This is a genomic window from Kocuria sp., assembly GCF_030538595.1.
Classification (GTDB): Bacteria; Actinomycetota; Actinomycetes; order Actinomycetales; family Micrococcaceae; genus Kocuria.
Genome location: NZ_JAUNTS010000004.1, coordinates 42,841 through 63,616 on the forward strand (window position 1 = coordinate 42,841; position 20,776 = coordinate 63,616).

17 protein-coding genes are annotated in these 20,776 nt (G+C 62.2%); 11 read left to right on the forward strand and 6 right to left on the reverse strand.

The features are described 5' to 3' along the window. Window positions 1-5: 5 nt before the first annotated feature. Entirely contained in the window at window positions 6-215 is a 210-nt protein-coding gene (locus Q4G32_RS04905) for a hypothetical protein (protein ID WP_303349648.1), read from the reverse strand. A 182-nt stretch (window positions 216-397) separates the two neighbouring features. Then, a complete protein-coding gene (locus Q4G32_RS04910; RefSeq protein ID WP_303349649.1) occupies window positions 398-868 on the reverse strand; it encodes an XRE family transcriptional regulator in 471 nt (156 codons plus the stop codon). A 62-nt stretch (window positions 869-930) separates the two neighbouring features. Between Q4G32_RS04910 and Q4G32_RS04915 the strand changes: the two genes are divergently transcribed. The 9 genes from Q4G32_RS04915 to Q4G32_RS04955 all read left to right on the forward strand — a co-directional run bounded on the left by Q4G32_RS04915 (window position 931) and on the right by Q4G32_RS04955 (window position 11,128). Further along, window positions 931-1,590, forward strand: coding sequence for an MSMEG_4193 family putative phosphomutase (locus Q4G32_RS04915; protein WP_303349651.1), 660 nt, complete (start codon window positions 931-933; stop codon window positions 1,588-1,590). A gap of 13 nt (window positions 1,591-1,603) precedes the next feature. After that, window positions 1,604-2,305 carry an SCO1664 family protein gene (locus Q4G32_RS04920; RefSeq protein ID WP_303349653.1) on the forward strand — a complete coding sequence of 234 codons (702 nt, stop codon included), beginning with the start codon at window positions 1,604-1,606 and terminating at the stop codon, window positions 2,303-2,305. Between the two features lie 336 nt (window positions 2,306-2,641). Further along, window positions 2,642-4,606, forward strand: a complete 1,965-nt coding sequence (locus Q4G32_RS04925; RefSeq protein ID WP_303349655.1) for a beta-glucoside-specific PTS transporter subunit IIABC — start codon at window positions 2,642-2,644, stop codon at window positions 4,604-4,606. 52 nt (window positions 4,607-4,658) lie between these two features. After that, entirely contained in the window at window positions 4,659-6,068 is a 1,410-nt protein-coding gene (locus Q4G32_RS04930) for a glycoside hydrolase family 1 protein (RefSeq protein ID WP_303349656.1), read from the forward strand. Window positions 6,069-6,204: 136 nt separating this feature from the next. Next, entirely contained in the window at window positions 6,205-7,047 is an 843-nt protein-coding gene (locus tag Q4G32_RS04935) for a PRD domain-containing protein (protein ID WP_303349657.1), read from the forward strand. A 188-nt stretch (window positions 7,048-7,235) separates the two neighbouring features. Further along, window positions 7,236-8,057 carry a Cof-type HAD-IIB family hydrolase gene (locus tag Q4G32_RS04940; RefSeq protein WP_303349658.1) on the forward strand — a complete coding sequence of 274 codons (822 nt, stop codon included), beginning with the start codon at window positions 7,236-7,238 and terminating at the stop codon, window positions 8,055-8,057. A 21-nt stretch (window positions 8,058-8,078) separates the two neighbouring features. Further along, a complete protein-coding gene (locus tag Q4G32_RS04945; RefSeq protein WP_303349660.1) occupies window positions 8,079-9,494 on the forward strand; it encodes a CoA transferase in 1,416 nt (471 codons plus the stop codon). A 94-nt stretch (window positions 9,495-9,588) separates the two neighbouring features. Next, a complete protein-coding gene (locus tag Q4G32_RS04950) occupies window positions 9,589-10,023 on the forward strand; it encodes a carboxymuconolactone decarboxylase family protein (protein ID WP_303349662.1) in 435 nt (144 codons plus the stop codon). A 76-nt stretch (window positions 10,024-10,099) separates the two neighbouring features. Continuing rightward, window positions 10,100-11,128, forward strand: coding sequence for a lactonase family protein (locus tag Q4G32_RS04955; RefSeq protein WP_303349664.1), 1,029 nt, complete (start codon window positions 10,100-10,102; stop codon window positions 11,126-11,128). A gap of 89 nt (window positions 11,129-11,217) precedes the next feature. Here Q4G32_RS04955 and Q4G32_RS04960 read toward each other — a convergent pair whose 3' ends face one another. The 4 genes from Q4G32_RS04960 to Q4G32_RS04975 all read right to left on the reverse strand — a co-directional run bounded on the left by Q4G32_RS04960 (window position 11,218) and on the right by Q4G32_RS04975 (window position 17,378). Further along, window positions 11,218-13,260, reverse strand: coding sequence for an NADPH-dependent 2,4-dienoyl-CoA reductase (locus Q4G32_RS04960; RefSeq protein ID WP_303349665.1), 2,043 nt, complete (start codon window positions 13,258-13,260; stop codon window positions 11,218-11,220). A 293-nt stretch (window positions 13,261-13,553) separates the two neighbouring features. Then, window positions 13,554-13,922 carry a hypothetical protein gene (locus Q4G32_RS04965; protein WP_303349666.1) on the reverse strand — a complete coding sequence of 123 codons (369 nt, stop codon included), beginning with the start codon at window positions 13,920-13,922 and terminating at the stop codon, window positions 13,554-13,556. 152 nt (window positions 13,923-14,074) lie between these two features. Next, window positions 14,075-15,514, reverse strand: a complete 1,440-nt coding sequence (locus tag Q4G32_RS04970) for a NupC/NupG family nucleoside CNT transporter (RefSeq protein ID WP_303349667.1) — start codon at window positions 15,512-15,514, stop codon at window positions 14,075-14,077. Window positions 15,515-15,740: 226 nt separating this feature from the next. Beyond that, window positions 15,741-17,378: an SLC13 family permease gene (locus Q4G32_RS04975; protein ID WP_303349670.1), complete on the reverse strand. Its 1,638-nt coding sequence runs from the start codon at window positions 17,376-17,378 to the stop codon at window positions 15,741-15,743. Between the two features lie 328 nt (window positions 17,379-17,706). Here Q4G32_RS04975 and Q4G32_RS04980 point away from each other — a divergent pair, with 328 nt between their 5' ends. Continuing rightward, window positions 17,707-19,521: an AMP-dependent synthetase/ligase gene (locus Q4G32_RS04980; protein WP_303349672.1), complete on the forward strand. Its 1,815-nt coding sequence runs from the start codon at window positions 17,707-17,709 to the stop codon at window positions 19,519-19,521. A gap of 259 nt (window positions 19,522-19,780) precedes the next feature. Beyond that, window positions 19,781-20,761 (forward strand): LLM class flavin-dependent oxidoreductase, encoded by a 981-nt coding sequence (locus Q4G32_RS04985; RefSeq protein WP_303349674.1) that lies wholly within the window; start codon window positions 19,781-19,783, stop codon window positions 20,759-20,761. Window positions 20,762-20,776: the final 15 nt, after the last annotated feature.

Here is a 20,776-nt window from a genome sequence, read left to right on the forward strand (position 1 = left end):
TGGGGTCAAATCTCGCTAAGTAGTCGTTGAATGATAGGCGGTAGGCGCGCCGTCACGGCGGCCCAGAAAAGATCGTCATTCATGCCGGTATAGCCACCATGAGCTGCGATGTTACGGGTGGTGCGGATGGCCGCCACCTCATGGTCTTCCAAAGATTGCGCCAAACGCTCAAATTCCGGGCGTTCCAAGAGGGAGGCAAGGCGGATGATGGCCATGCTCGCAACGTCGTACGCTGTGCTGCCTTCTGTGAAGACCCGGCGATCAGATTCCGCTACCGCTGTGGTTCGTTGAAGGATGCGCTCCAATTCCAGGCGAAGGTTCTGCGCGTCGGTCTGAGTTCTATGCTCAGGTTGCCTGCGAGGCCGGGGTGTAAAGCCGCTCCCCTGATCTTCCGGTGTCACAGGGCAACAGCTTCGGCTTGGATCTCCCTCATGGTCGGGATAACGCTGGTGTCGGCCACAACATCGGCGGGGAAGCCGGTGAGCCGCTGAACGTCGCGTGCGAACAGGGCAAGGTGGAACAAGTCAGTCTCGGGTGATGGTGTCACCAAGAGGTCGATGTCGCTGTTGAAGTCATCCTGCCCCCTGACCATTGACCCAAATACTCGGACGTTGCTTTGACCGTACTTCTGGGCTGCGGCTTTGATTTCTTGGGCGTGCTCTGCCACCGGCAATGACGGGCGGTAATTGGCAGCACGGAGAATCCGTTCCAGCATCTCGGAGGACACCTTGCGGGTACCCAGTTCAATCTGGGCAAGACTGGGCTGCCGCATCCCCGTGCGCTGCGCCAGTTGGGCCTGCGTCAGCTGGGCGTCTGTGCGAGCCAGTCGCACCAATTCGGCGGCTCGGGAAGTGTCGAACTCCTTCATGACCACAATATAGCAAGGGGCTATCTCGGTCCGACAGTGCGTTGACGAGTAGCGTGGAGCCTGTGACCCACAGCCAGCCCAGCACCGGATCAGCCGAGGACAAGCCCACCACCGTGATCCTGGTGCGCCACGGCCGGACGCCCACCACGGGCCAGGTTCTACCGGGTCGCGCGCCCGGGCTCCATCTGTCCCAACAGGGGCTTGACCAGGCGTTACACGTGGCTGACCGACTAGCAGGTGTACCGGTGAGCGCTATTTACACCTCCCCCATGGAACGTACCCGGGAGACTGTCGAACCCACGGAGGCAGCCACCGGCCTGACCGCCCGCATTGAGCCGGACCTCATCGAGTGCGACTTCGGTGACTGGACCGGACGGACTCTGTCCGAGTTGATGAAGCTGCCGGAATGGTCGGCGGTGCAGCGGGCGCCGTCGTCGTTCCGCTTTCCGAACGGGGAGAGCTTCAGTCACATGCAGGCGCGGATGGTGGATGCTGTGGACCGGATTCGGGAGGCGCACCCCGGGCAAACTGTGGTGTGTTTTTCCCACGCCGACCCTCTGAAAGCAGTGCTGGCCCACGCGCTGGGCAGCCATCTGGATCAGTTCCAGCGGATTGTGGTGGACCCGTGTTCGGTGTCCGTGATCGCCTATCACCCCGGGCAGGCCCCGCAGGTGTTGCGGGTCAATTCCACGGACGGTCCTGTGGCGCCGCTGGTTTTCTGAGCCCTGACACCCCATGAACGACGACGAAGCCCTGCTGACCACCGGTGAGATCGAACTGGTGGGGCTGATCGAGTCCAGCAGCAACTCCGCTCTGTTGGTGCAGGTCAACGGTGAATCCGGGCAGACCATGGCGGTTTACAAACCCGAAGAAGGGGAGCGGCCGCTGCGGGATTTCCCACCCAGAATCTACCGGCGCGAACGTGCGGCCTACGTGCTTTCGGAGGCGCTCGGGTGGGGATTGATTCCGCCCACGGTGCTGCGTGACGACGCCCCGTTCGGCCCCGGCTCCGTCCAGAAATTCATTCCGCACAACCCGGCCCAGCACTATTTCACGCTCTACGATTCCCACCCGGAAACTCATGGGGAGTTGCTGCGGATGGCGGTGTTCGACGTCGTTGCCAACAACACCGACCGCAAGGGTGGCCATGTGCTGCTGGATACATCCGGTCGGGTGTGGGGAATTGACCAGGGGTTGTGCTTCTCTGCACCCTTCAAGCTGCGCACGGTGATTTGGGAGTTTGCGGGGCAGTCAATCCCGCCTGACTTGGTGAGCGACCTTGAAAGGTTGCTGGAAGGGTTGCCGGAAGAACTGGAGGAATTGCTGTTTCCGGTGGAGCAGTACGCCATCCAGCTGCGAGCGCGGGAGTTGTTGGAAGCTGGCGTGTTGCCGTTCGACGAAACCGGCGGCTACCGCATCCCCTGGCCACCCCTCTAACGCCCCTGCCCGCCCACGACTGCCGAGTGTCCGAGTTTGGTCGATTCCAGGGCGCTGCAACGACCAAACTCGGACACTCGGCAGCCGTGTGGGGCCGGGGGTGGCAACTTGTGGGCAACCGGTTGCGACCCGTGTGATCTACGTCTACAGTTCACGGTGAGTTAACGCTCACAGGATTGTTACTTGGCCTCCCGGCGGGGAGTTGGCCCAAGGCAAGACCTGAGATGCACTGCGCGTGCGTCTCAGGTCTTTTTTATTGCCCGGAAACACTCCTCACGAGCGCAACCACGGACCCCGACGACGACGTACGGGGCGGAACTGACAAGGGAGAGCACCATGGCAAAGGTGAACTATCCAGCACTTGCCGACGACATTCTGGTCAAAGTCGGCGGAGCTGAGAACGTGGACAGTGCCACGCACTGTATTACCCGACTGCGGTTGTTCCTGAAGGACAATTCCAAAGTGGACAAGCAGGCTGTTGAGCAGCTGGAGGGTGTGATCACCACAGTTTCCACGGGTGGTCAGTTCCAGGTGGTCATTGGGGACAATGTCACCACGGTGTATGACGCTTTCGTCAAGCATCTGCCTGACAAGGCGGCAGCGGGTGATGTTGAAGAGCAGGGCACCGGACAGAAGCAGAGTCTGCTCAATCAGTTCATTCAGCTGATCTCCGCCATCTTCCTGCCGGTGGTGTGGACCCTGGCCGGTGCAGGTTTGTTCAAGGCCTTTGTGGCCTTGGCTGTCACCTTGGGCATTCTCAACGCGGAGTCCCAAACTTTTGTAATTCTGGATGCCGCAGCTGACTCGGTGCTTTACTTCCTGCCGGTTCTACTGGCCATCACAACGGCCAAGCGATTCGGCGTCAATCAGTTTGTCCTGGTGGCCATTGCAGGCGCACTGCTCTACCCGACCATCATTGCGCTGAATGAGACTGGAGAGCCCGTGCACTTCATGGGTATTCCGGTGGTGATGACCAGCTACGTGTCATCGGTCATCCCGATCATCGTTGCCGGCTGGCTCCTGAGCTATCTGGAGCGCGGCATGGACAAGGTGCTGCCAACCGCCATCCGGAATTTCACCAAGCCGTTGATCTCCCTATTTGTGATGGTGCCACTGGTGCTGATTCTGATCGGTCCCATCTCCACCTACACGGCGCAGGGCTTGGCCGGTGGCATCACCTATCTGTTCAATCTGGCCCCCTGGCTGGGCGGCGCTCTGATGGGTGGCTTGTGGCAAGTCCTGGTGATCTTTGGCCTGCACTGGGGCCTGGTTCCCATCGCCATCAATGACCTCACCACCGTGGGCTACAGCTTGCTCTTCGGACCGGTCATCGCAGCGGTTCTGGCTCAGGGGGCAGCCACTCTGGCCGTATTCCTGCGCAGCCGCAGTGCCAAGCGCCGTCAAGTGGCTGGTCCCGCAGCCCTGTCCGGCATCATGGCCGGTGTGACCGAACCCGCGATCTACGGTGTGAACCTGCCCCTGAAGCGGCCGCTCTACTTCGGTGTGGTCGGCGGTGCCGTGGGTGGTGCCATCATCGGGCTCGGTGGCGGCGCCGCCAACACCTTCGTGGTGCCCTCCGCGCTCGCCCTGCCCGCTTACATTTATGTGGGAAGCTTTGCCCTCACATTGATTGGGTGCGGTGTGGCTATGGCGATTGCCTTCGTTCTCACGTTCCTGTTCATGGACCGCGAAACCCCCGACGACGTCGCAGCAACGGCCACTGAAGCTGCTGTTCCGGCCCCGCCGGACCAAGTGGCACCGGCCCCGCAGGACCCCTCCGCGCCCACCGGCGTCAACCCGGCTGTGGCTACTGCAGCCGCTGGAACTGCCACGGCTACGCGCCACCGGGTGGTCGACGTCGTTGCCCCGGTGTCCGGGCAGATGGTGGTCTTGGAAGAGGTGCCGGACAAGGTATTTGCCTCCAAGGCGCTGGGTGAAGGTGTGGGAATTGTGCCGGATGAAGGCACTGTTCGGTCGCCGATCACCGGCAAGGTCATTTCCGTGGCTTCCTCCGGGCACGCTTTTGGATTGAAGTCCGACGACGGTGTGGAACTGCTGGTGCACATTGGCATTGACACCGTTGAACTCAAAGGCCAGCACTTCACCGTGAAAGTGGCCAAGGGTGAGACCGTGAATGCCGGGGAGATTCTGGCGGAGGTGGACTTTGCCGCCGTGCAGGCAGCCGGGTACGACACCACCACCATTGTCACCGTCACCAATACCGCCAAATTGCAGGAAGTGACTCCAGCGGTGGCGGGCCCGGTGGAGGCTGGTGCGCCGGCCGTCGTCGTGATTCCGTGACTGTAACAGCAAGCAACTGAGAAACTGACGTACACAACGTAAGGAGAAAACCATGTCTGTCACATTCCCCGAAGGATTCCTGTGGGGTGGTGCCACCGCTGCCAACCAGTTTGAGGGCGCCTACAACCAAGACGGTAAAGGTTTGTCCATTCAGGACATCATGCCGCAGGGCATTGTGGGGCCGCCCACGGACGAGCCCACGCCCGAAAATCTGAAACTCGAAGGCATTGACTTCTACAACCGCTACGCAGAAGACATTGCCCTGTTTGCGGAGATGGGATTCAAGACTTTCCGATTCTCCATTGCCTGGAGCCGTATTTTCCCGAATGGCGACGACGAAACGCCGAATGAGGAAGGTCTGGCATTCTACGATCGTGTACTGGATGAGCTGGAGAAACACGGTATTGAGCCGCTGGTGACCATCTCTCACTACGAAACACCGTTGAATCTGGCCCGGAAATACGACGGCTGGACGGATCGTCGCCTGATCGAATTCTTTGAGCATTACGCCCGTGTGCTCTTTGAGCGGTTTGGGAAGCGCGTGAAGTATTGGCTGACTTTCAATGAAATCAATGCGATCATGCACGCCCCGCTGATGGCTGGTGGCATCCTGACGCCCAAGGAGCAGCTGACCAAGCAGGATTTGTACCAGGCCATTCACCACGAATTGGTGGCATCGGCCCGGGTGACTCGTTTGGCGCATGAGATCAACCCTGATCTGAAGGTGGGCTGCATGCTGATCGCCATGCCCACTTATCCGCTGACCCCGGACCCGCAGGATGTGCTCAAAGTGATGCACGCGGAGCATTCCAACTATGCCTTTGGGGATGTTCACTGCCGCGGCCACTATCCGGGGTATTTCTTGCGCGCCCTGCGTGAGAACGGAGTGGAGCTGCAAATCACCGATCAGGACCGTGAGGACTTGAAGAACACGGTGGATTTTGTGTCCTTCAGCTACTACAGCAGCATCTGCGAATCCGCTGATCCCTCCCAGGAGCTTGGCGAAAGCAACATCATGGGTGGCATCAAGAACCCCACTCTGAAGGCGTCCGAATGGGGCTGGCAGATTGATCCCGTGGGGTTGCGCATTGTGCTCAATGACTACTGGGACCGGTGGCAAAAGCCGTTGTTCATCGTGGAGAACGGCCTGGGCGCCAAGGATGAACTGGTGGAGGTGGATGGAGTTCAGACCGTGGTGGATGATTACCGCATTGACTACCTCAACCAGCACCTCTACCAGGTGGGCGAAGCCTTGGAAGACGGCGTTGACCTGCTGGGTTACACCACCTGGGGGTGCATTGACCTGGTTTCTGCCTCCACCGCGCAGTTGTCCAAGCGTTACGGCTTCATTTACGTGGACCGCAACGACGACGGCACGGGCACCCTGGCGCGCTACCGCAAGAAGTCCTTTGACTGGTACAAGGACGTCATCGCCACCAACGGTGGTTCCCTAACCGCCTAACCCCTTTCCCCTGCCTCCCCTTGCTGCCGAGTGTCCGAGTTTGGTCGATTCCAGGCCCCGAAATCGACCAAACTCGGACACTCGGCAGCAAGGTAGGGGGGGCGGTGGGTTGGTGGGTCTGGAGGGAGGGGGAGACGTGGAGATCCTGCGGGTCTTCAACAACAACGTGGTACTGGCCAGAACGGCTGCCGGCGACGACGTCGTGCTGACCGGCCGTGGCCTGGGCTTCCAGGCCAAACCGGGCCAGCGCGTGGATCAGTCCAAAGTGGTTCGGACCTTTGCGCCGGTGGATGGACGCGATATTGACCACCTGGGCCAGCTGGTTGCCGCCGTTCCACCGGAGCACGTCAAGCTGGCGGTAGTTGCGCTGGAGGCCGCCGGTCTCTCCGATGTGGCGGACACCAGCCCGTCCCTGCTGGTCACCCTGTCCGATCACCTGAGTTTTGCCATCAAACGGGTCCGGGAAGACATCCGCTTGGACTACCCGTTGGAGACGGAAGTGGGGCATCTGTTCCCCACCGAACTGGCCCAGGCGCGCAGAGTCTTGGAAGCGGTCAACGCGGAAAGTGAGGTCCAGCTACCGGACGGTGAGGCCGTTGCCATTGCATTGCACCTGGTCAACGTAGGTTTCACCACCGGTGATCTGTCTTACACCTACAAACTCACCGGCATCCTGCAGCAACTCTTGGATGTGGTGGGAGAGACCTACGGGCGGACGTTGGACAACCACAGCATCAGCGTGGCCCGCTTCATCACGCATCTGCGCTACCTGTTTGTCCGTATCCAATCGGGCAAGCAGTTGGAGGGGGAGCCCTCCGCCGTCGGGAAAGCGATCCGTGAATCCCAGCCGGAGGCGTACCGCTGCGCTGAGCTGGTGGCCACTTTGCTGGATCTGCGCCTGGACACCACCGTCACACCGGATGAAACGGCATATCTGGCCCTACACATAGCCCGAGTAGTAGCGGACCCCCGGGTCTGACCCCCCCCACCTCCCTGCCGAGTGTGTGACTTTGGTCGTCAGGAGGGCCCAAAAACGACCAAACTCAAACACTCGGCAGAGGGGGCAGGCGGGGAGGGCAGGGGGGGCAGAGGGGGCAGGGAGGGCGGAGGGGGCGGTGGTTCCCGATAGGCTCGAAAGTACCCAGCTACCCAAGGAGCACGCACCCCATGACCAACTATCGCCTGGTTGCTTTTGACATGGACGGGACCCTGTTGGATTCCTCCCGCGGGATTCAGCCGGGAACACGCCGCGCCTTTGAGGCCATGCACGCCGCAGGTACCCGGATCATGCTGGCTTCCGGGCGCCCCATTCCGGGATTGCGCATGCTGGCCCGCACGTTGGACCTGGGGGAGAACCTGGTGTTCGCCGGGATGAACGGCTCCGTGGTGGTGGATCAGGCCACGGGTGCAGAGATTGCGCGCCATCCACTTCCTGAAGCGGTTTCCACCGAGCTGATTCGGCGTGCTGAAGCTCACGGCATCACCGTCATGTTGCCGCACGGGGATCAGCTGATTGTGGTGGATGGTTCCCATCCGCGCGTGCAGTACGAGGCCGCAGGTAATGATCTGGCCATCCAGGTGGTGGCCGACCTGACGGAAGTTGAAGGGCCCACCAAGGTGTTGTTCTGCGCCGACCGGGAGGCCATGGAACCTCTCTACCGAGAGTTGGTGGAGGATTTCACGGGCCGGATCGAGTTGGCTTTTTCTTCGCCCATCTACCTGGAGGCCACGGCATACGGCGTGGACAAGGGTTCTGCCATCCAGGACTACTGCGATGCCAACGAGCTCACCGTGGATCAGGTGATCGCCTTTGGCGACAACGGCAACGACGTCAACATGCTGCGCCGCGCGGGCCTTGGGGTCTGCATGGGTAACGGCATCCCGGAGGCGCAGGCGGCTGCGGATGTGGTCACCACCTCCAACAACGATGAAGGTATTGCCCGAGTCCTGGTCAAATACTTTGACTTTGAACTTCCCGCCACTTCATAAGGGGCCGTTGGGGTGGTGCCGGTGACCGGATTTCAGCGAGTGTGGGACGGTCCTCTGGCCGTTGAGCAACTGGCGGTGCAGTCTGTGGAGGCCGTGACTCAGGCTTTGGGAAGGCTGACGGACTCCACCGACCGCTACACGGTGTCCGCCCCGGCCACTTTTGCCGCCTTCGACTCCCTGGGACACCTGCGGATTGCCGGCCGCCGGCCAGAGGGTTTTGCGCCGCTGTCCGGTTTCTGGCGCACCCGCGACGGATGGCTGCGCACCCACGGCAATTACCCGCACCATGCCCGCCGCCTACTGTCTTCCCTTGGTCTCGACCCCCACCTGCCCGACGACGACGCCGCAGCTCATCTGGTCCCCGTTCTGTCCGCGTTGGCGGGTGCTGATGCGGAGGCCCGAATCCAAGCCGCCGGGGGTATCGCTGCTCGTGTGCGGACACCTGACGAGTGGGCTGAGAGCGTCATGGCCCGAGTGGTTGCGGGTGAGCCCTGGATCAAGCTTGAACCTCTGCTGGAACGCTCTGCAACAACCGCATCCACGGCAACTCCGCCCGCAACAACCTCAACCCTGCCCGCAATGAACCCGGCAGCCACCGGTCCCACCACGGCTGCCGTCAGTACCAGGTCGTGGGCTCCGAGCGATGACCCCCGCTATCCCTTGACCGGCCTGCGGGTTTTGGACTTCACCAGGGTGATCGCTGGCCCCATCGCCACGCGGCTGCTGGGTGCCCTGGGCGCTGATGTCCTGCGGATTGACCCACCCGGGATGCCGGAGTTGCTGGATCAACAGATCGACGCCGGATTTGACAAGCGCAGCACCTACGCCGATCTCACGGACCCGCAGGTCAAGGCGCGGGTGATGGAGCTGGTGGGGACGGCCGACGTCGTGGTTATGGGGTACCGGCCCAGGGCGCTGGCCAAGTTTGGCTTGGAACCTGCAGCGCTGCTGGCCACATTCCCGCACTTGGTGGTGGCTGAGTTGAATGCCTGGGGCACTCGTGGCCCGTGGGGTGAACTGCGTGGATTCGACTCGATTGTGCAGGCCGCCAGCGGTATTGCATGGATGTACCGGGACCACAACGCCCGCCCTGGGGCGCTGCCATGCCAGGCGTTGGATCACGCCACCGGGTATGGCATTGCCGCTGGGGTACTTGGTCTGCTGGCCCGGCGTCGTGAATCCGGCTGCGGGGGCCGCGTTCACCTGTCCCTGGCGCGTACGGCAACCGAACTCATGCGTCTCTCGGCCCCGAAAGCCGCCGTTGAGACCGTGGCTGAGCCGAAGACAGCTGCCGCCCCGGTGCCCAAGCTGCTACACAAGAACAGTGCATTCGGTGTCTTGGAGTACGTACCTCCACCACTGATGATCGGCGGTGAGCCACTCGACTACCGGCAGCCGCCCGCCTACCCCGGGGCTGCGGAGCTGGCCTGGGAGTGAAAGCTGGGACGTGCAGTATGTGCTTCTCGACCGGGCACATGCTGCGTGGGAGCATGGGTGTAAGGAACAGATCACACGGAGGGGCGGAGAGAAAATGTCCACAGTGAATATCAGTAAGAAACATCCTGCGGTTTATCAACAAGTTGTGGGGCTCAGCGCAGCCGCGGAGGAGGCTGCCGCCGCAGCTGGGCTGGACAAGAAACTTGTTGAGCTCGTCAAGATTCGAGTTTCCCAGATCAATGGCTGTGCGTTCTGCCTCCGGATGCACACCCGTGATGCCCTGGAGTTGGGGGAGTCCACCGATCGACTCGCAGTGGTGGCGGCCTGGTGGGAGTCGCAGTATTTTTCCAAGGCAGAGCAGGCAGCGCTCATGCTGGCGGAGGACGTCACGCGACTCAGTGTTCCGGGGCGCACTGTGGACACCAGTGCACTGACTGACGATCAGGTTTCCGCCGTCAACTGGATCGTGATCGTGATGAATGCCTGGAACCGGGTGGCCATCCGCAGTGGTTACCCGGTGGCTCCGTGAGTCAAAGGCGGGCCCGGGTATCAGGGCCTTGTCCAGCACTCTGTACTTGTCCGACGTCGTATATGGGAGTTGACTCATGACTACTGAATCCCTGGTCCTGGTGGCCAACGCCGGTGAGGGGAGCATTTCCGTGTTCCGCTGTGACGGGCGTTCTTTGGAGCGTTTGTCCGTGACGGATGGGCTGACGGGCTGCTCCAATTTCGCGGTGGATGCGCAGCGCAATCTGGTGCACGCTGCCGTCAAGGGTGATCCCGCGGGGATCGTCACTTTGAGCCTGGATCGAGAGACCGGTGCATTGGAGCAGGTGGGTCGCGTAGACCTACCGCAAGGTGGCATGAACTACCTGTGGCTGACCAGGAATGGAACCGCTTTGCTCGGTGCTGCATACGGGGCTGGTTACGGTTTCACCGCACCCGTTGATGGCAGCACTGTGGGCGATCCAGTGGCAACCGTGGAGTTCCCCAATCTCCACTCGGTTGCCACGAGCGCGGACGGCCGGTTCGCCTACTTTGTGTCCTTGGGTGCGGATGCGGTGGCGCAGTACGCACTGGAGGATGACCTCACGCTCACCCCGCTGGCCTCCGAAACCGTAGCGGCACCGGAAGGTTCCGGCCCGCGCCACCTGATTTTCAACGATGCCCAAGACACCCTCTATGTGCTGACCGAGTTCTCCGGGGAGGTACTGCGTTTTGCCCGGGACACCACCACGGGTGAGCTGACCGCAGTGGATGCCACAGATTCCGTCAATCCGGAGGCTGACCTGCAGCGCGGTGTCCTGGACGGAGACCCCCTGGAAGAACACGCCATCTGGGGCGCCGACATCCACTGGGGCGCCGGACAAAGTCACCTGTGGGTCTCCGAGCGGACCGAGAGCACCCTGGCCGCGGTGGATGTTGCCGCGGATGGTTCCCTGACACCGTCGTCGGAGTACGTTGTGACCGAAAGCCAGCCCCGCGGCTTTGCCACCAGCTCGGACGGTTCACTCTTGGTGGCTGCCGGCGAACGTTCCACGGAGGTTTCTCTCTACAGCGTGGACGGAGCGCAGCTGACGCTGTTGGACCGTGCGGAAACGGGCAAGGGCGCCAACTGGGTGCGTTTCGTCTGACCACTCTCCCGCCGAGATCACCGGTTGTTGTTGAGAGCACCGCCTATAGCCGGTGTTCTCAACAACAACCGGTGATCTCACGGCTGGGATTAAAGCTGTGCCGCCAGTCGGGTGCCCTGGTTGATGGCACGTTTGGCATCCAGCTCCGCAGCCACGTCTGCACCGCCGATCACGTGGACCCCAACACCGCGTTGCTGCAGGTCAGCCGCCAGCTCGTTGCGTGAGGTCTGACCCGCACAGATCACCACCGAATCCACGGGCAGCACCATGTCCGTCCGCTGGCTCCCCTCCGGAGCAGTGGGATCGGCTGGGATGGTGAGGTGGAGGCCGTCGTCGTCAATGTGTTCGTAGGTGGCCCCGGTGATGAACTGGACTCCCTTGTGTTTGAGGGAGGCACGGTGCACCCAACCACTGGTCAGGCCCAGGTCCTTGCCAATGGCCGTGGAGCGGCGCTGCACCAGAAACACCTCCCGCGGGGACGGTGCCGGCGACGCCGTCCCCAGGCCACCCGGGGTTTGACCATCACCAACGCCCCACTCCCCCCGCCACGCTGCAAGATCCAGCGTTGGAGAATCGGCGTGAGTCAGGAACTCTGAGACATCCACCCCGATCCCGCCGGCACCGATCACGGCCACGCGCTGCCCAGCCGTGCGGGCGCCGGTCAACAGTTCCGGGTAGGTCATCACGGATGGGTGATCCAGCCCGGGGATTTCCGGAACACGGGGAGCCACGCCGGTTGCCACCACAACGTCGTCGAACGCGCCACTGGCCAAGTGCTCCGCATCAACCTCCAGGGACAGGTGGACCGCCACATGGTGGAGCTCCAACTGCCGGGTGAAATACCGGATGGTCTCTGCGAACTCCTCCTTGCCAGGAATGCGCTGAGCCAGGGCGAACTGGCCGCCCAAGTGATCGCGGGCCTCGAACAGGTCCACCCGGTGCCCGCGTTGCGCCAGAGCCACCGCACAGGACATTCCGGCAGGCCCCGCTCCCACCACTGCAATGCGCTTGGCGGTGCGGGTGGGGCTCAGGTTCAACGTGGTTTCGTGCCCGGCGCGCGGATTGACCAGGCACGTGGCTCGCTTGTGCGCAAACGTGTGATCCAGGCAGGCCTGGTTGCAGGCAATGCACGTGTTGATCTGATCCGTACGCCCAGAAGCAGCCTTGGTGACCCACTCCGGATCAGCCAGAAACGGACGTGCCATGGAGATCAGATCAGCCTGCCCGGAAGCCAGGATGCGCTCGGCGGTCTCCGGCATGTTGATGCGGTTGGATGCCACCACGGGAACGTTCACCTCCGCGCGCAGGTTCCCCGTGACCTCCGTGAAGGCCGCTCTGGGCACGGAAGTCACAATGGTCGGCACGCGCGCCTCATGCCACCCGATGCCCGTGTTGAACACGTCCACACCTGCGGCTTCAAGCTCTTGGGCCAGCGCCACAACTTCCGGCCAACTCTGTCCACCGTCCACCAGGTCTTGCAGCGAAATCCGGTACATCACCATGGCGTCCGGGATCGCCGCCCGCACAGCCTGGGCCACTTCCACCGGGAAACGACGACGGCGCTCACCGTCCCCGCCCCACTCATCCGTCCGCTGATTGGTACGTTCCGCCAAGAACTGGTTGAGCAGATACCCTTCCGAGCCCATGATCTCCACGCCGTCGTAACCGGCTTCAGCGGCCAGGGCGGCAGCTCGCGCGAAAGCGCTGATGGTCTCAGTCACCTGCTGGGCGGTCATTTCTTCAGCCGGGTACCTGTTGATGGGGGCCTGGGAGGCAGACGGTGCCACCGCCTGTTCGTGGGCTGCGTACCGCCCGGCGTGCAGCAGCTGCAGAAGGACCTTGCCCCCGGCGTGATGCACCGCGTCCGTGATGGTGCGGTGCTGGGTGGCTTGCGCCGTCGTCGTCAACTGGCCGCCGCCGGGGTAAAGAACACCTGCGTCATCAGGGCTGAAGCCGCCGGTGACCACCAGTGCGGCGCCGCCGCGCACGCGCTCGGCAAAGTAGGCCGCCAGTTCCGGGAACTGCTCCGGGTCATCCTCCATCCCGGTGTGCATGGACCCCATGATCACGCGGTTGGGCAAGGTGAGGTGGCCCAGGGTGACGGGTGTGAACAGGTGCGGGTAGCGGGTCATCTGGATCCTATGGCGCGGTACGGGCAGTCTGCGATGAGACTGAGTGGAGCAAGCCGTGTGGGCCGGATCACTACTGTACGCAAGAATCCACGATTGGTGGGACTCGGAGTTCCACATACTCTCTAGTGGCGAATGCGCAGTTTTGCGTCTTCCGGTCACCGAATGCGCACATCTGTGGTCCCTGAGCGCGGCAGAAGCCTCAAACATGAGAACTCGGCGTCGCGGGCCGGCGCACCTGTGGCGGGGCCAGTCAGGGTTGCACGGGCAGGTGTGAAATGAGAATCAGGTGCGGATCATGGGGAGCTGTGGAGGTCCGTGGCTGGGGACTTGATGACATGCGTGGTCCCATACAGGTCCATGGCACCAAAGTCATCCACTCGCACCAGGACGCCGAACGGCCCGGTTTCCTGGATTGTGACCTTGACCCGGCGCCCGTCTGTAACGTCGATCCACCAGGATTCAGCCAAGTGCCGTAGACCCTGTACTTCCAGACGCTCTTCCGCTGTTGCCAGGTCAGTGGGTTCTCCCAGGGGGCGTCCCAGGAGGTCGATGGGGAGGAATGCGCCGTCGTCGGTCATCAAGATTGTGCCGACCGTCTCACCGTCTGAGGCTCTGACGTGGTCGAAGGAGTTTTCTGGTGTGGGCCTGTTGACGCCGGTCATGCCAACCACGCTACTGATCGGTGCCCAATGCGCAATATCTGGGCCCGTGATTGGGTCAGCAGCCTCAAAACTGCGAACTCGGCTGGGGATGGGGCGGTCAGCGCCCACCGCCCGGCCCCCAATGGTCCCGGGCCAACGGCGCCAGAACTCGCTCAGCCGATCAGCATGCCCGCAATCGCGGCGCTCATCAGGTTGGCCAGAGTCCCGGCAAGCACTGCCAGCAGGCCCAGTTTGGCAATGCGCTTGCGCTGTGTGGGAGCCAGTCCACCCAAGGCACCGATCTGGATGGCCAAGGTGGCAAAGTTGGCAAAGCCGGTCAGCGCAAAGGTCACGATAGCCTGCGTCTTGGCGGAGTAATTCTCCACCTCCGGACCGAAAGCGCTGAAGGCCACGAACTCATTGAGCACCAGCTTTTGGCCCAGGTAGCTGCCGGCGTCAACAGCCTCGTTCCACGGCACACCGATCAGGAACATGACCGGCGCGAACACGTAACCCAAGATCTGCTCCATGGTCAGCGCTTCCAGCCCGAACACCCCACCCACAGCCCCTAATAGGGTGTTGACCAGGGCGATCAAGGCAATGAAAGCCAGCAGCATGGCGCCCACATTCAGCGCCAGACCCAGACCCTCACTGGCACCGCGGGCGGCGGCGTCGATCACATTGGCGGGTTCATCCTCCTCTGCGGCCTGGGTTTGCTGGGCAATCTGGTCCGCGGTGTCCACATCTCGCGGTGCGTCCCCGGTGCTCTGAGGTGGGGTGGGTTCAACGACGTCGTCCTGCTGGGCTTCCTGACGCCTGCTCAGTTCGGCGGCGGATTCCGTGGCAGCCCCGCGTTTGCCGCCGCGTTGGAAGGCCCCGATCAGACCCTTGCGGCGCCCGTCCTTTTGCTTGGCATCCTGCTCGGAAGCACCGCCGTTGCCCTGCCACTGGGCGCCCTCCAGCGATCCGGCGGGAACAATGATCTTGGCCATGAACAAGGCGCCGGGGGCAGCCATGAAACTGGCCGCGATCAGGTATTGCAGCTCAGCCCCCAGCAGCGAGTAGCCCACCATCACGGAGCCGGCCACCGTGGCCATACCGCCCACCATCACGGCAAACAGTTCGGAGGTTTTGAGGTTGGGCAAATGGCGCTTGATGAGCAGCGGTGCCTCCGACTGGCCCAAGAAGATATTGGCTGCCGCATTCATGGATTCCGGGACGGTGGTGCCGAACAGTTTGGCCATGGCCCCGCCAATGATCTTGACCACCCACTGCAGCACGCCCACGTAGTAGAGCACTGCGGTCAGGGAGGCAAAGTAGACGATCACCGGCAGCACTTGGAAGGCAAAGACGGAACCTTCCTCCGGCAGGATGGGGCCGAACAGGAAGCTGATCCCGGCGTTGGCGGAGTCGATCACCGCCTGAACGCCCCCGGTCAAGGTCTCCAGCACCGCGCGGCCAATGGGAACGTAGAGCACCAACACGCCAAACAAGATCTGCGTGAGCAGCGCCAGCGATACGGTGCGCAGCCTGATTTTGCGGCGATCAACGGAAAACAACACGGCAATGGCGACGATGAAAACCATCCCGCCCAGGCCCCACAACACGTTCATGCTGGTATCCACCATCCGGCTCGCTGGTTTGTGGTCACTGCTTACCGCCACGGTACCCAAGCTCGCGGTGCACTTGCGGTCACAGGCAACTGGGTGGCTCAGGTTCCATGGCGGTGGGAGGCCAGACTGCGGCGGTGAGTACGCAAATCGCCACGAAACAGTCCGTTTCGTGGCGATTTGCGTACTCAGTGCCGACGCCGGCGGAAGCCGCGTCAGCTGGAGGGTCTCAGAACACCATCCCGAAGGCCAGAGGGCCGAGCAGAACGGTGAACAGGGTGATGAGCACAATGCCCACCACGTTGAGCACAATGCCGCCGCGGATCATTTCCGCGATCTTCACATGCCCGGACGCAAACACGATGGCGTTGGGGGGAGTACCAACGGGCAGCATGAAGGCGCAGGTGGCGGCAAGTGCGGCCGGAATCAGCAGGGTGATCGGGTCGATTCCCAAGCCGATGGCCACACCGCCCAGGATGGGGATGAAGGCCGCCGCAGTTGCGGTGTTGGAGGTGATTTCCGTCAGCAGCAGGACAATGCCCACCACTACCGCCAGGAGAACCACCAGGGGTAGGGCACCCAGGCCGCCCACCTGGTCGCCGAACCAGGCATCCAGGCCGGTGGCAGCAACGGCTGCGGCCAGAGACAGGCCACCGCCGAACAGCAGCAGAACGCCCCAGGGCAGACCTTCCTCTGCGTCCTTCCACTTCAGGGTCATGTTGCCGCGCTTGTCCCCGGGGATCAGGAACAGCAGCACGCCGGCTGCAATGGCGATCACGGTGTCATTGAAGCGGCCCAGGAAGGCCCAGCTTTCGCTGTCGCCGATCTCCGGGATACCGGCCAGGATGCCGGGCACGATCCAGAAGAATGCAGCGGCCACAAAAACAGCCAGCACCACCCATTCGCCCTGGGTCATGCGCCCAAGATCGTTGATTTCCTTCTGGATCAGCTGCTTGCCACCGGGGATCTCTTTGAGATTGAAGCGGAACACCACATGGGTGATCAGGAACCAGGAGATGCCAATGAAAACGACGACGATCGGCACGGCCAGGATCATCCACTGGGCAAAGCCGACGGTTTGCCCCAGTTCCTCGCTGATGTAACCGGCCACGATGGCGTTGGGCGGGCTGCCCAGCAGGGTGCCCAAGCCGCCGATGGTTGCTGCCCACGCGATGGAGAGCACCAGGGCCACACCGAACTTACGGATGTCCGGATTGTCGATGACCTCGCTGAGGGTTTCCGTGGCGGTGAGATCGGTGGTGATGGAGGCCGTGTCCACGTCCTCGGCCTTGCCCTGCTTCTGGCTGTTTTCCACCACCAGGGTCAGCACGCTCAAACCGATGGGCAACATCATCAAGGTGGTGGCGGTGTTGGAAACCCACATGGACAGGAACGCCGTGGCGATCATCATGCCCAAGATGATTTGACGCGGTTGAGTGCCCACCGCGCGCAGCGTGAGCAGAGCAATACGGCGGTGGAGGTTCCACTTCTGCATGGCAATGGCAATGAGGAAGCCCCCCAGGAACAGGAAGACAATCGGGTTGGCGTAAGGCGTGGTGGCCTCTGCCGGGGTGATCTCAGTGAGGACGGGGAACAACACAATGGGCATCAGGGAGGTGACGGGAAGCGGCATTGCTTCGGTCATCCACCAGACGGCCATGAGGGAGCCGATGGCTCCCACTGTGCGAGCATCGTTGGAGAGGTCGGTGGTGCCCAGAAGGAACCAGACCAGGAAAAACGCCACCACACCGAGCAGGCGGAAGAGCCACAGTTTGCCGGTTTGGTTGGCGGGGGTTTGTTTGCCGTCGGTCACGGCCACTTGGTGTTCCGCCGTGGGCGGGCTGGAACTTGCACTGGGTGATGACATGTGGTGAACCTCACTTTTGGGGAACGGTGTCAAAAAACTAACAGCCAACCACGCCCGAACCAATTTTTGTGGCGCCAATTCGCCCATGTGTCGCCCGTGACCCCATCTGATGCGTGGCAATGTCCGCCATGGGCAGCAACAGGTCACTTTGTGACCGTACTCACAATGCCCTAGATTTGTAGGACGTCCTTTGACGCGCGGTGGTTGTCCTCAACGGTCACGGCACGTCAATCACGGTGGCCTGCCGTGCGCTCAGTGGGAGCGCGCGGCCTGCGACGGCGGTGATCCACCGTCTGAGCAGCCACCGCCCCCGATCCAAGGAGCACCCTTGCGCGAGATCAGCTTGCCACTACTGGTGGAGACACCGCCCAGTACCAATACGACCGATCTGATGGTGCGCAATGCGCGTAAGTCCAGCGATCCAGCGCTGTTTTCCAAGAAGGTGGGCCCTGACCAATGGGAATCCATCCCGGCCAGCAAGGTCATGGCGGATGTGATTTCCCTGGCCAAGGGCCTGGTGGCAGCCGGCGTGGAGCCCGGGGACCGCGTGGCTCTGATGTCCAAGAACCGACTGGAATGGTCCCTGCTGGACTTTGCCATCTGGTTTGCCGGTGGCGTGGTGGTTCCCGTCTACGAATCTTCCGCGCCCACTCAGCTGGCGTGGAACCTGTCCGATTCCGGTGCCGTGGCCCTGGTGGTGGAGACGGAAGCGCACAAGGGTGTGTGGCAACGGGCTGCCCACAACGAGGACCTGTCCCACGTTCACAGCGTGTGGTGCATGGATGAAGGCGGTATGGATCATCTCCGCCAAGGTGGCGTGGACGTTCCGGATGAAGAGATTGAACGACGCCGCCAGCTGGCCAATCTGGATGATCTGGCCACCATCATTTACACCTCGGGCACCACCGGACGACCCAAGGGCTGTGAGCTGACCCACGGGAACTTTGTGGAGCTGGCGGACAATGCAGCTGCGGCCATGAAGGAACCCGTGCACGAGGGCGCCAAGACGGTCATGTTCTTGCCGCTGGCCCACGTGTTTGCCCGCTTCATTGAGGTCATGGCCGTGGGCGCCGGGGTGAATGTGGCGCACACTGCTGACATCAAGGATCTGCTGGGTGATCTCAAATCCTTCCAGCCCACCTTCCTGCTGGTGGTTCCGCGTGTGTTCGAGAAGGTCTACAACTCCGCCCAGCAAAAGGCCGAGGGCGAAGGCAAGGGCAAGATCTTCAACCGGGCGGCCAATGTGGCCATTGAATGGTCCCGCGCTGATGAAGCGGGCAAGGTGCCCCTGGCCCTGAAGTTGCAGCACAAGCTGTTCGACAAGCTGGTCTACGGCAAACTCCGCGCAGCCATGGGTGGCCAGGTGGAGTATGCGGTCTCCGGTGGCGGGCCGCTGGGCGAGCGACTGGGACACTTCTTCCACGGCATCGGCCTGTTGGTTCTGGAGGGCTACGGCCTGACCGAAACCACCGCACCCATCACGGTCAACACGGTCCAGAAGATCAAGATCGGCTCGGTGGGAACCCCCCTGCCCGGCAATGCGGTCAAGATTTCCGACGACGGCGAAGTCCTGGCCAAGGGCATCTGTGTGATGAATGGCTACTGGCGCAATGAGGAAAAGACCCGGGAGACCTTTGACGAGGATGGTTGGTTCAAGACCGGCGACCTGGGCAGCCTGGATGAGGACGGCTATCTGCGCATCACCGGCCGCATCAAGGAGCTCATTGTCACCGCCGGCGGCAAGAACGTCAGTCCGGTGGTCTTGGAGGATCAGGTCCGGGCTCATCCGCTGGTTTCACAGTGCATTGCAGTGGGGGAAAACCGCCCCTTCATTGCCGCTCTGGTCACCCTGGATGAGGAGGCCCTTCCGGGCTGGTTGGAAGCTCACGGGCTGGACAGCAGCTTGACCGTTGAGCAGGCCATCCAGGACAACAATGTCAAACAGGCTGTTCAGGAAGCCATCACCAAGGCCAATGACAATGTGTCCCGCGCGGAACAGATCCGGGAGTTCCGCATCCTGGACCATGATTTCTCCGAAACGGACGGCACCTTGACTCCGTCCATGAAGCTGCGGCGTCGCCATGTGCTGACCAACAACCAGGAGATCATTGACGAAATCTACGGCGGCGCGCTGCAGAAGTAACTCTCACGGTGGCTGATGACCAAAAACTGGTGGATAGTCACCATCGGTTGACGGGTGCGGCTGGCTGATGGCCACAATCGGCTGACGAGCACAGCCGGTTGCCGGCCAAAGCTGGCCGAGGCTCAGATTCGCTGACAGCAAGATCACAGGGGGACCGGGCGGCGTCGGGAATCTCCGCGGGTGGAGCGTGGCTGTAAAGGTCAGGTAACACCCGTGGGGTACCCGCGGGCCCGATCCAGTCCGTGAAAGGTCTACTGTCATGGCTTTGCCGCTGTCCGTTCTTGATTTTGCCACCGTTCGTCCGGATCACTCCGTGGGGGAGGCCTTCCAAGAGTCCGTGAGTCTGGCGCAGGTGGCAGAAAAGCTGGGCTACACCCGTGTTTGGTACACCGAACACCACAACATGGGCGCGATTGCTTCGGCTGCGCCCGCCGTGCTGATCGCACACGTTGCCACCCAGACCACCACGATTCGTTTGGGTTCCGGTGGTGTGATGCTGCCCAACCACTCACCGCTGACCATTGCCGAACAGTTCGGAACTCTGGCGGAATTGCACCCCAATCGCATTGACCTTGGATTGGGCCGCGCGCCCGGAACGGATCAGGTGGCGGTGCGGGCCATGCGGCGTGATCCGCGTGCCGCAGAAGAGTTCCCCGCAGACGTCAAGGAACTGCAGGGTTACTTGCGGGATGAGTCCAAGATTCCAGGTATCCGCGCAATTCCGGGTGCCGGCACCAACGTTCCGCTCTACATCCTGGGGTCCTCCCTGTTCGGGGCTCGACTGGCGGCCGCCTTCGGTCTGCCGTACGCCTTTGCCTCCCACTTTGCCCCGGACGCTTTGGAACAGGCTGCGGAGGTGTACCGAGCGGAGTTCGAGCCTTCCGAGCAGCTGTCTGAGCCGTACATGATGGCGGCGGTCAACGTGGTGGCACACCGTGACCCCAATGTTGCCGTGGCGGAGAACGAGTGGTACCGCCGTAATCGCGTCAAGCTCATGGCGGGGCGGGGCCGCACGCTCACTGACGATGAGTTGGATCTTGTCATGCACTCCGCTGCCGGTCAGCAGATCTTGCACATGCTCAAATACACCGCAGTGGGCGATGGTGCCGCGGTCAAGACCTACCTGGAGCAGTTCGCCCAGCGCTCGCAGGCAGATGAGCTGATAGTTGCACCGGTGGGTTCCACGGCGGAACTTGCGGAGGATTCCTTGGCAGTCTTGCGGGAGGCTTGGGGTCGCTGAAGTATGGCCTGATCG

What these genes read in the sequence shown, in the direction of transcription:
- Q4G32_RS04970 (WP_303349667.1), bottom strand. Translation starts at nt 15,514, where the DNA reads ATGAACGTGTTGTGGGGCCTGGGCGGGATGGTTTTCATCGTCGCCATT.
- Q4G32_RS04965 (WP_303349666.1), bottom strand. Translation starts at nt 13,922, where the DNA reads ATGACCGGCGTCAACAGGCCCACACCAGAAAACTCCTTCGACCACGTC.
- Q4G32_RS04985 (WP_303349674.1), top strand. Translation starts at nt 19,781, where the DNA reads ATGGCTTTGCCGCTGTCCGTTCTTGATTTTGCCACCGTTCGTCCGGAT.
- Q4G32_RS04960 (WP_303349665.1), bottom strand. Translation starts at nt 13,260, where the DNA reads ATGACCCGCTACCCGCACCTGTTCACACCCGTCACCCTGGGCCACCTC.
- Q4G32_RS04950 (WP_303349662.1), top strand. Translation starts at nt 9,589, where the DNA reads ATGTCCACAGTGAATATCAGTAAGAAACATCCTGCGGTTTATCAACAA.
- Q4G32_RS04975 (WP_303349670.1), bottom strand. Translation starts at nt 17,378, where the DNA reads ATGTCATCACCCAGTGCAAGTTCCAGCCCGCCCACGGCGGAACACCAA.
- Q4G32_RS04920 (WP_303349653.1), top strand. Translation starts at nt 1,604, where the DNA reads ATGAACGACGACGAAGCCCTGCTGACCACCGGTGAGATCGAACTGGTG.
- Q4G32_RS04910 (WP_303349649.1), bottom strand. Translation starts at nt 868, where the DNA reads ATGAAGGAGTTCGACACTTCCCGAGCCGCCGAATTGGTGCGACTGGCT.
- Q4G32_RS04925 (WP_303349655.1), top strand. Translation starts at nt 2,642, where the DNA reads ATGGCAAAGGTGAACTATCCAGCACTTGCCGACGACATTCTGGTCAAA.
- Q4G32_RS04930 (WP_303349656.1), top strand. Translation starts at nt 4,659, where the DNA reads ATGTCTGTCACATTCCCCGAAGGATTCCTGTGGGGTGGTGCCACCGCT.
- Q4G32_RS04955 (WP_303349664.1), top strand. Translation starts at nt 10,100, where the DNA reads ATGACTACTGAATCCCTGGTCCTGGTGGCCAACGCCGGTGAGGGGAGC.
- Q4G32_RS04940 (WP_303349658.1), top strand. Translation starts at nt 7,236, where the DNA reads ATGACCAACTATCGCCTGGTTGCTTTTGACATGGACGGGACCCTGTTG.
- Q4G32_RS04905 (WP_303349648.1), bottom strand. Translation starts at nt 215, where the DNA reads ATGGCCATCATCCGCCTTGCCTCCCTCTTGGAACGCCCGGAATTTGAG.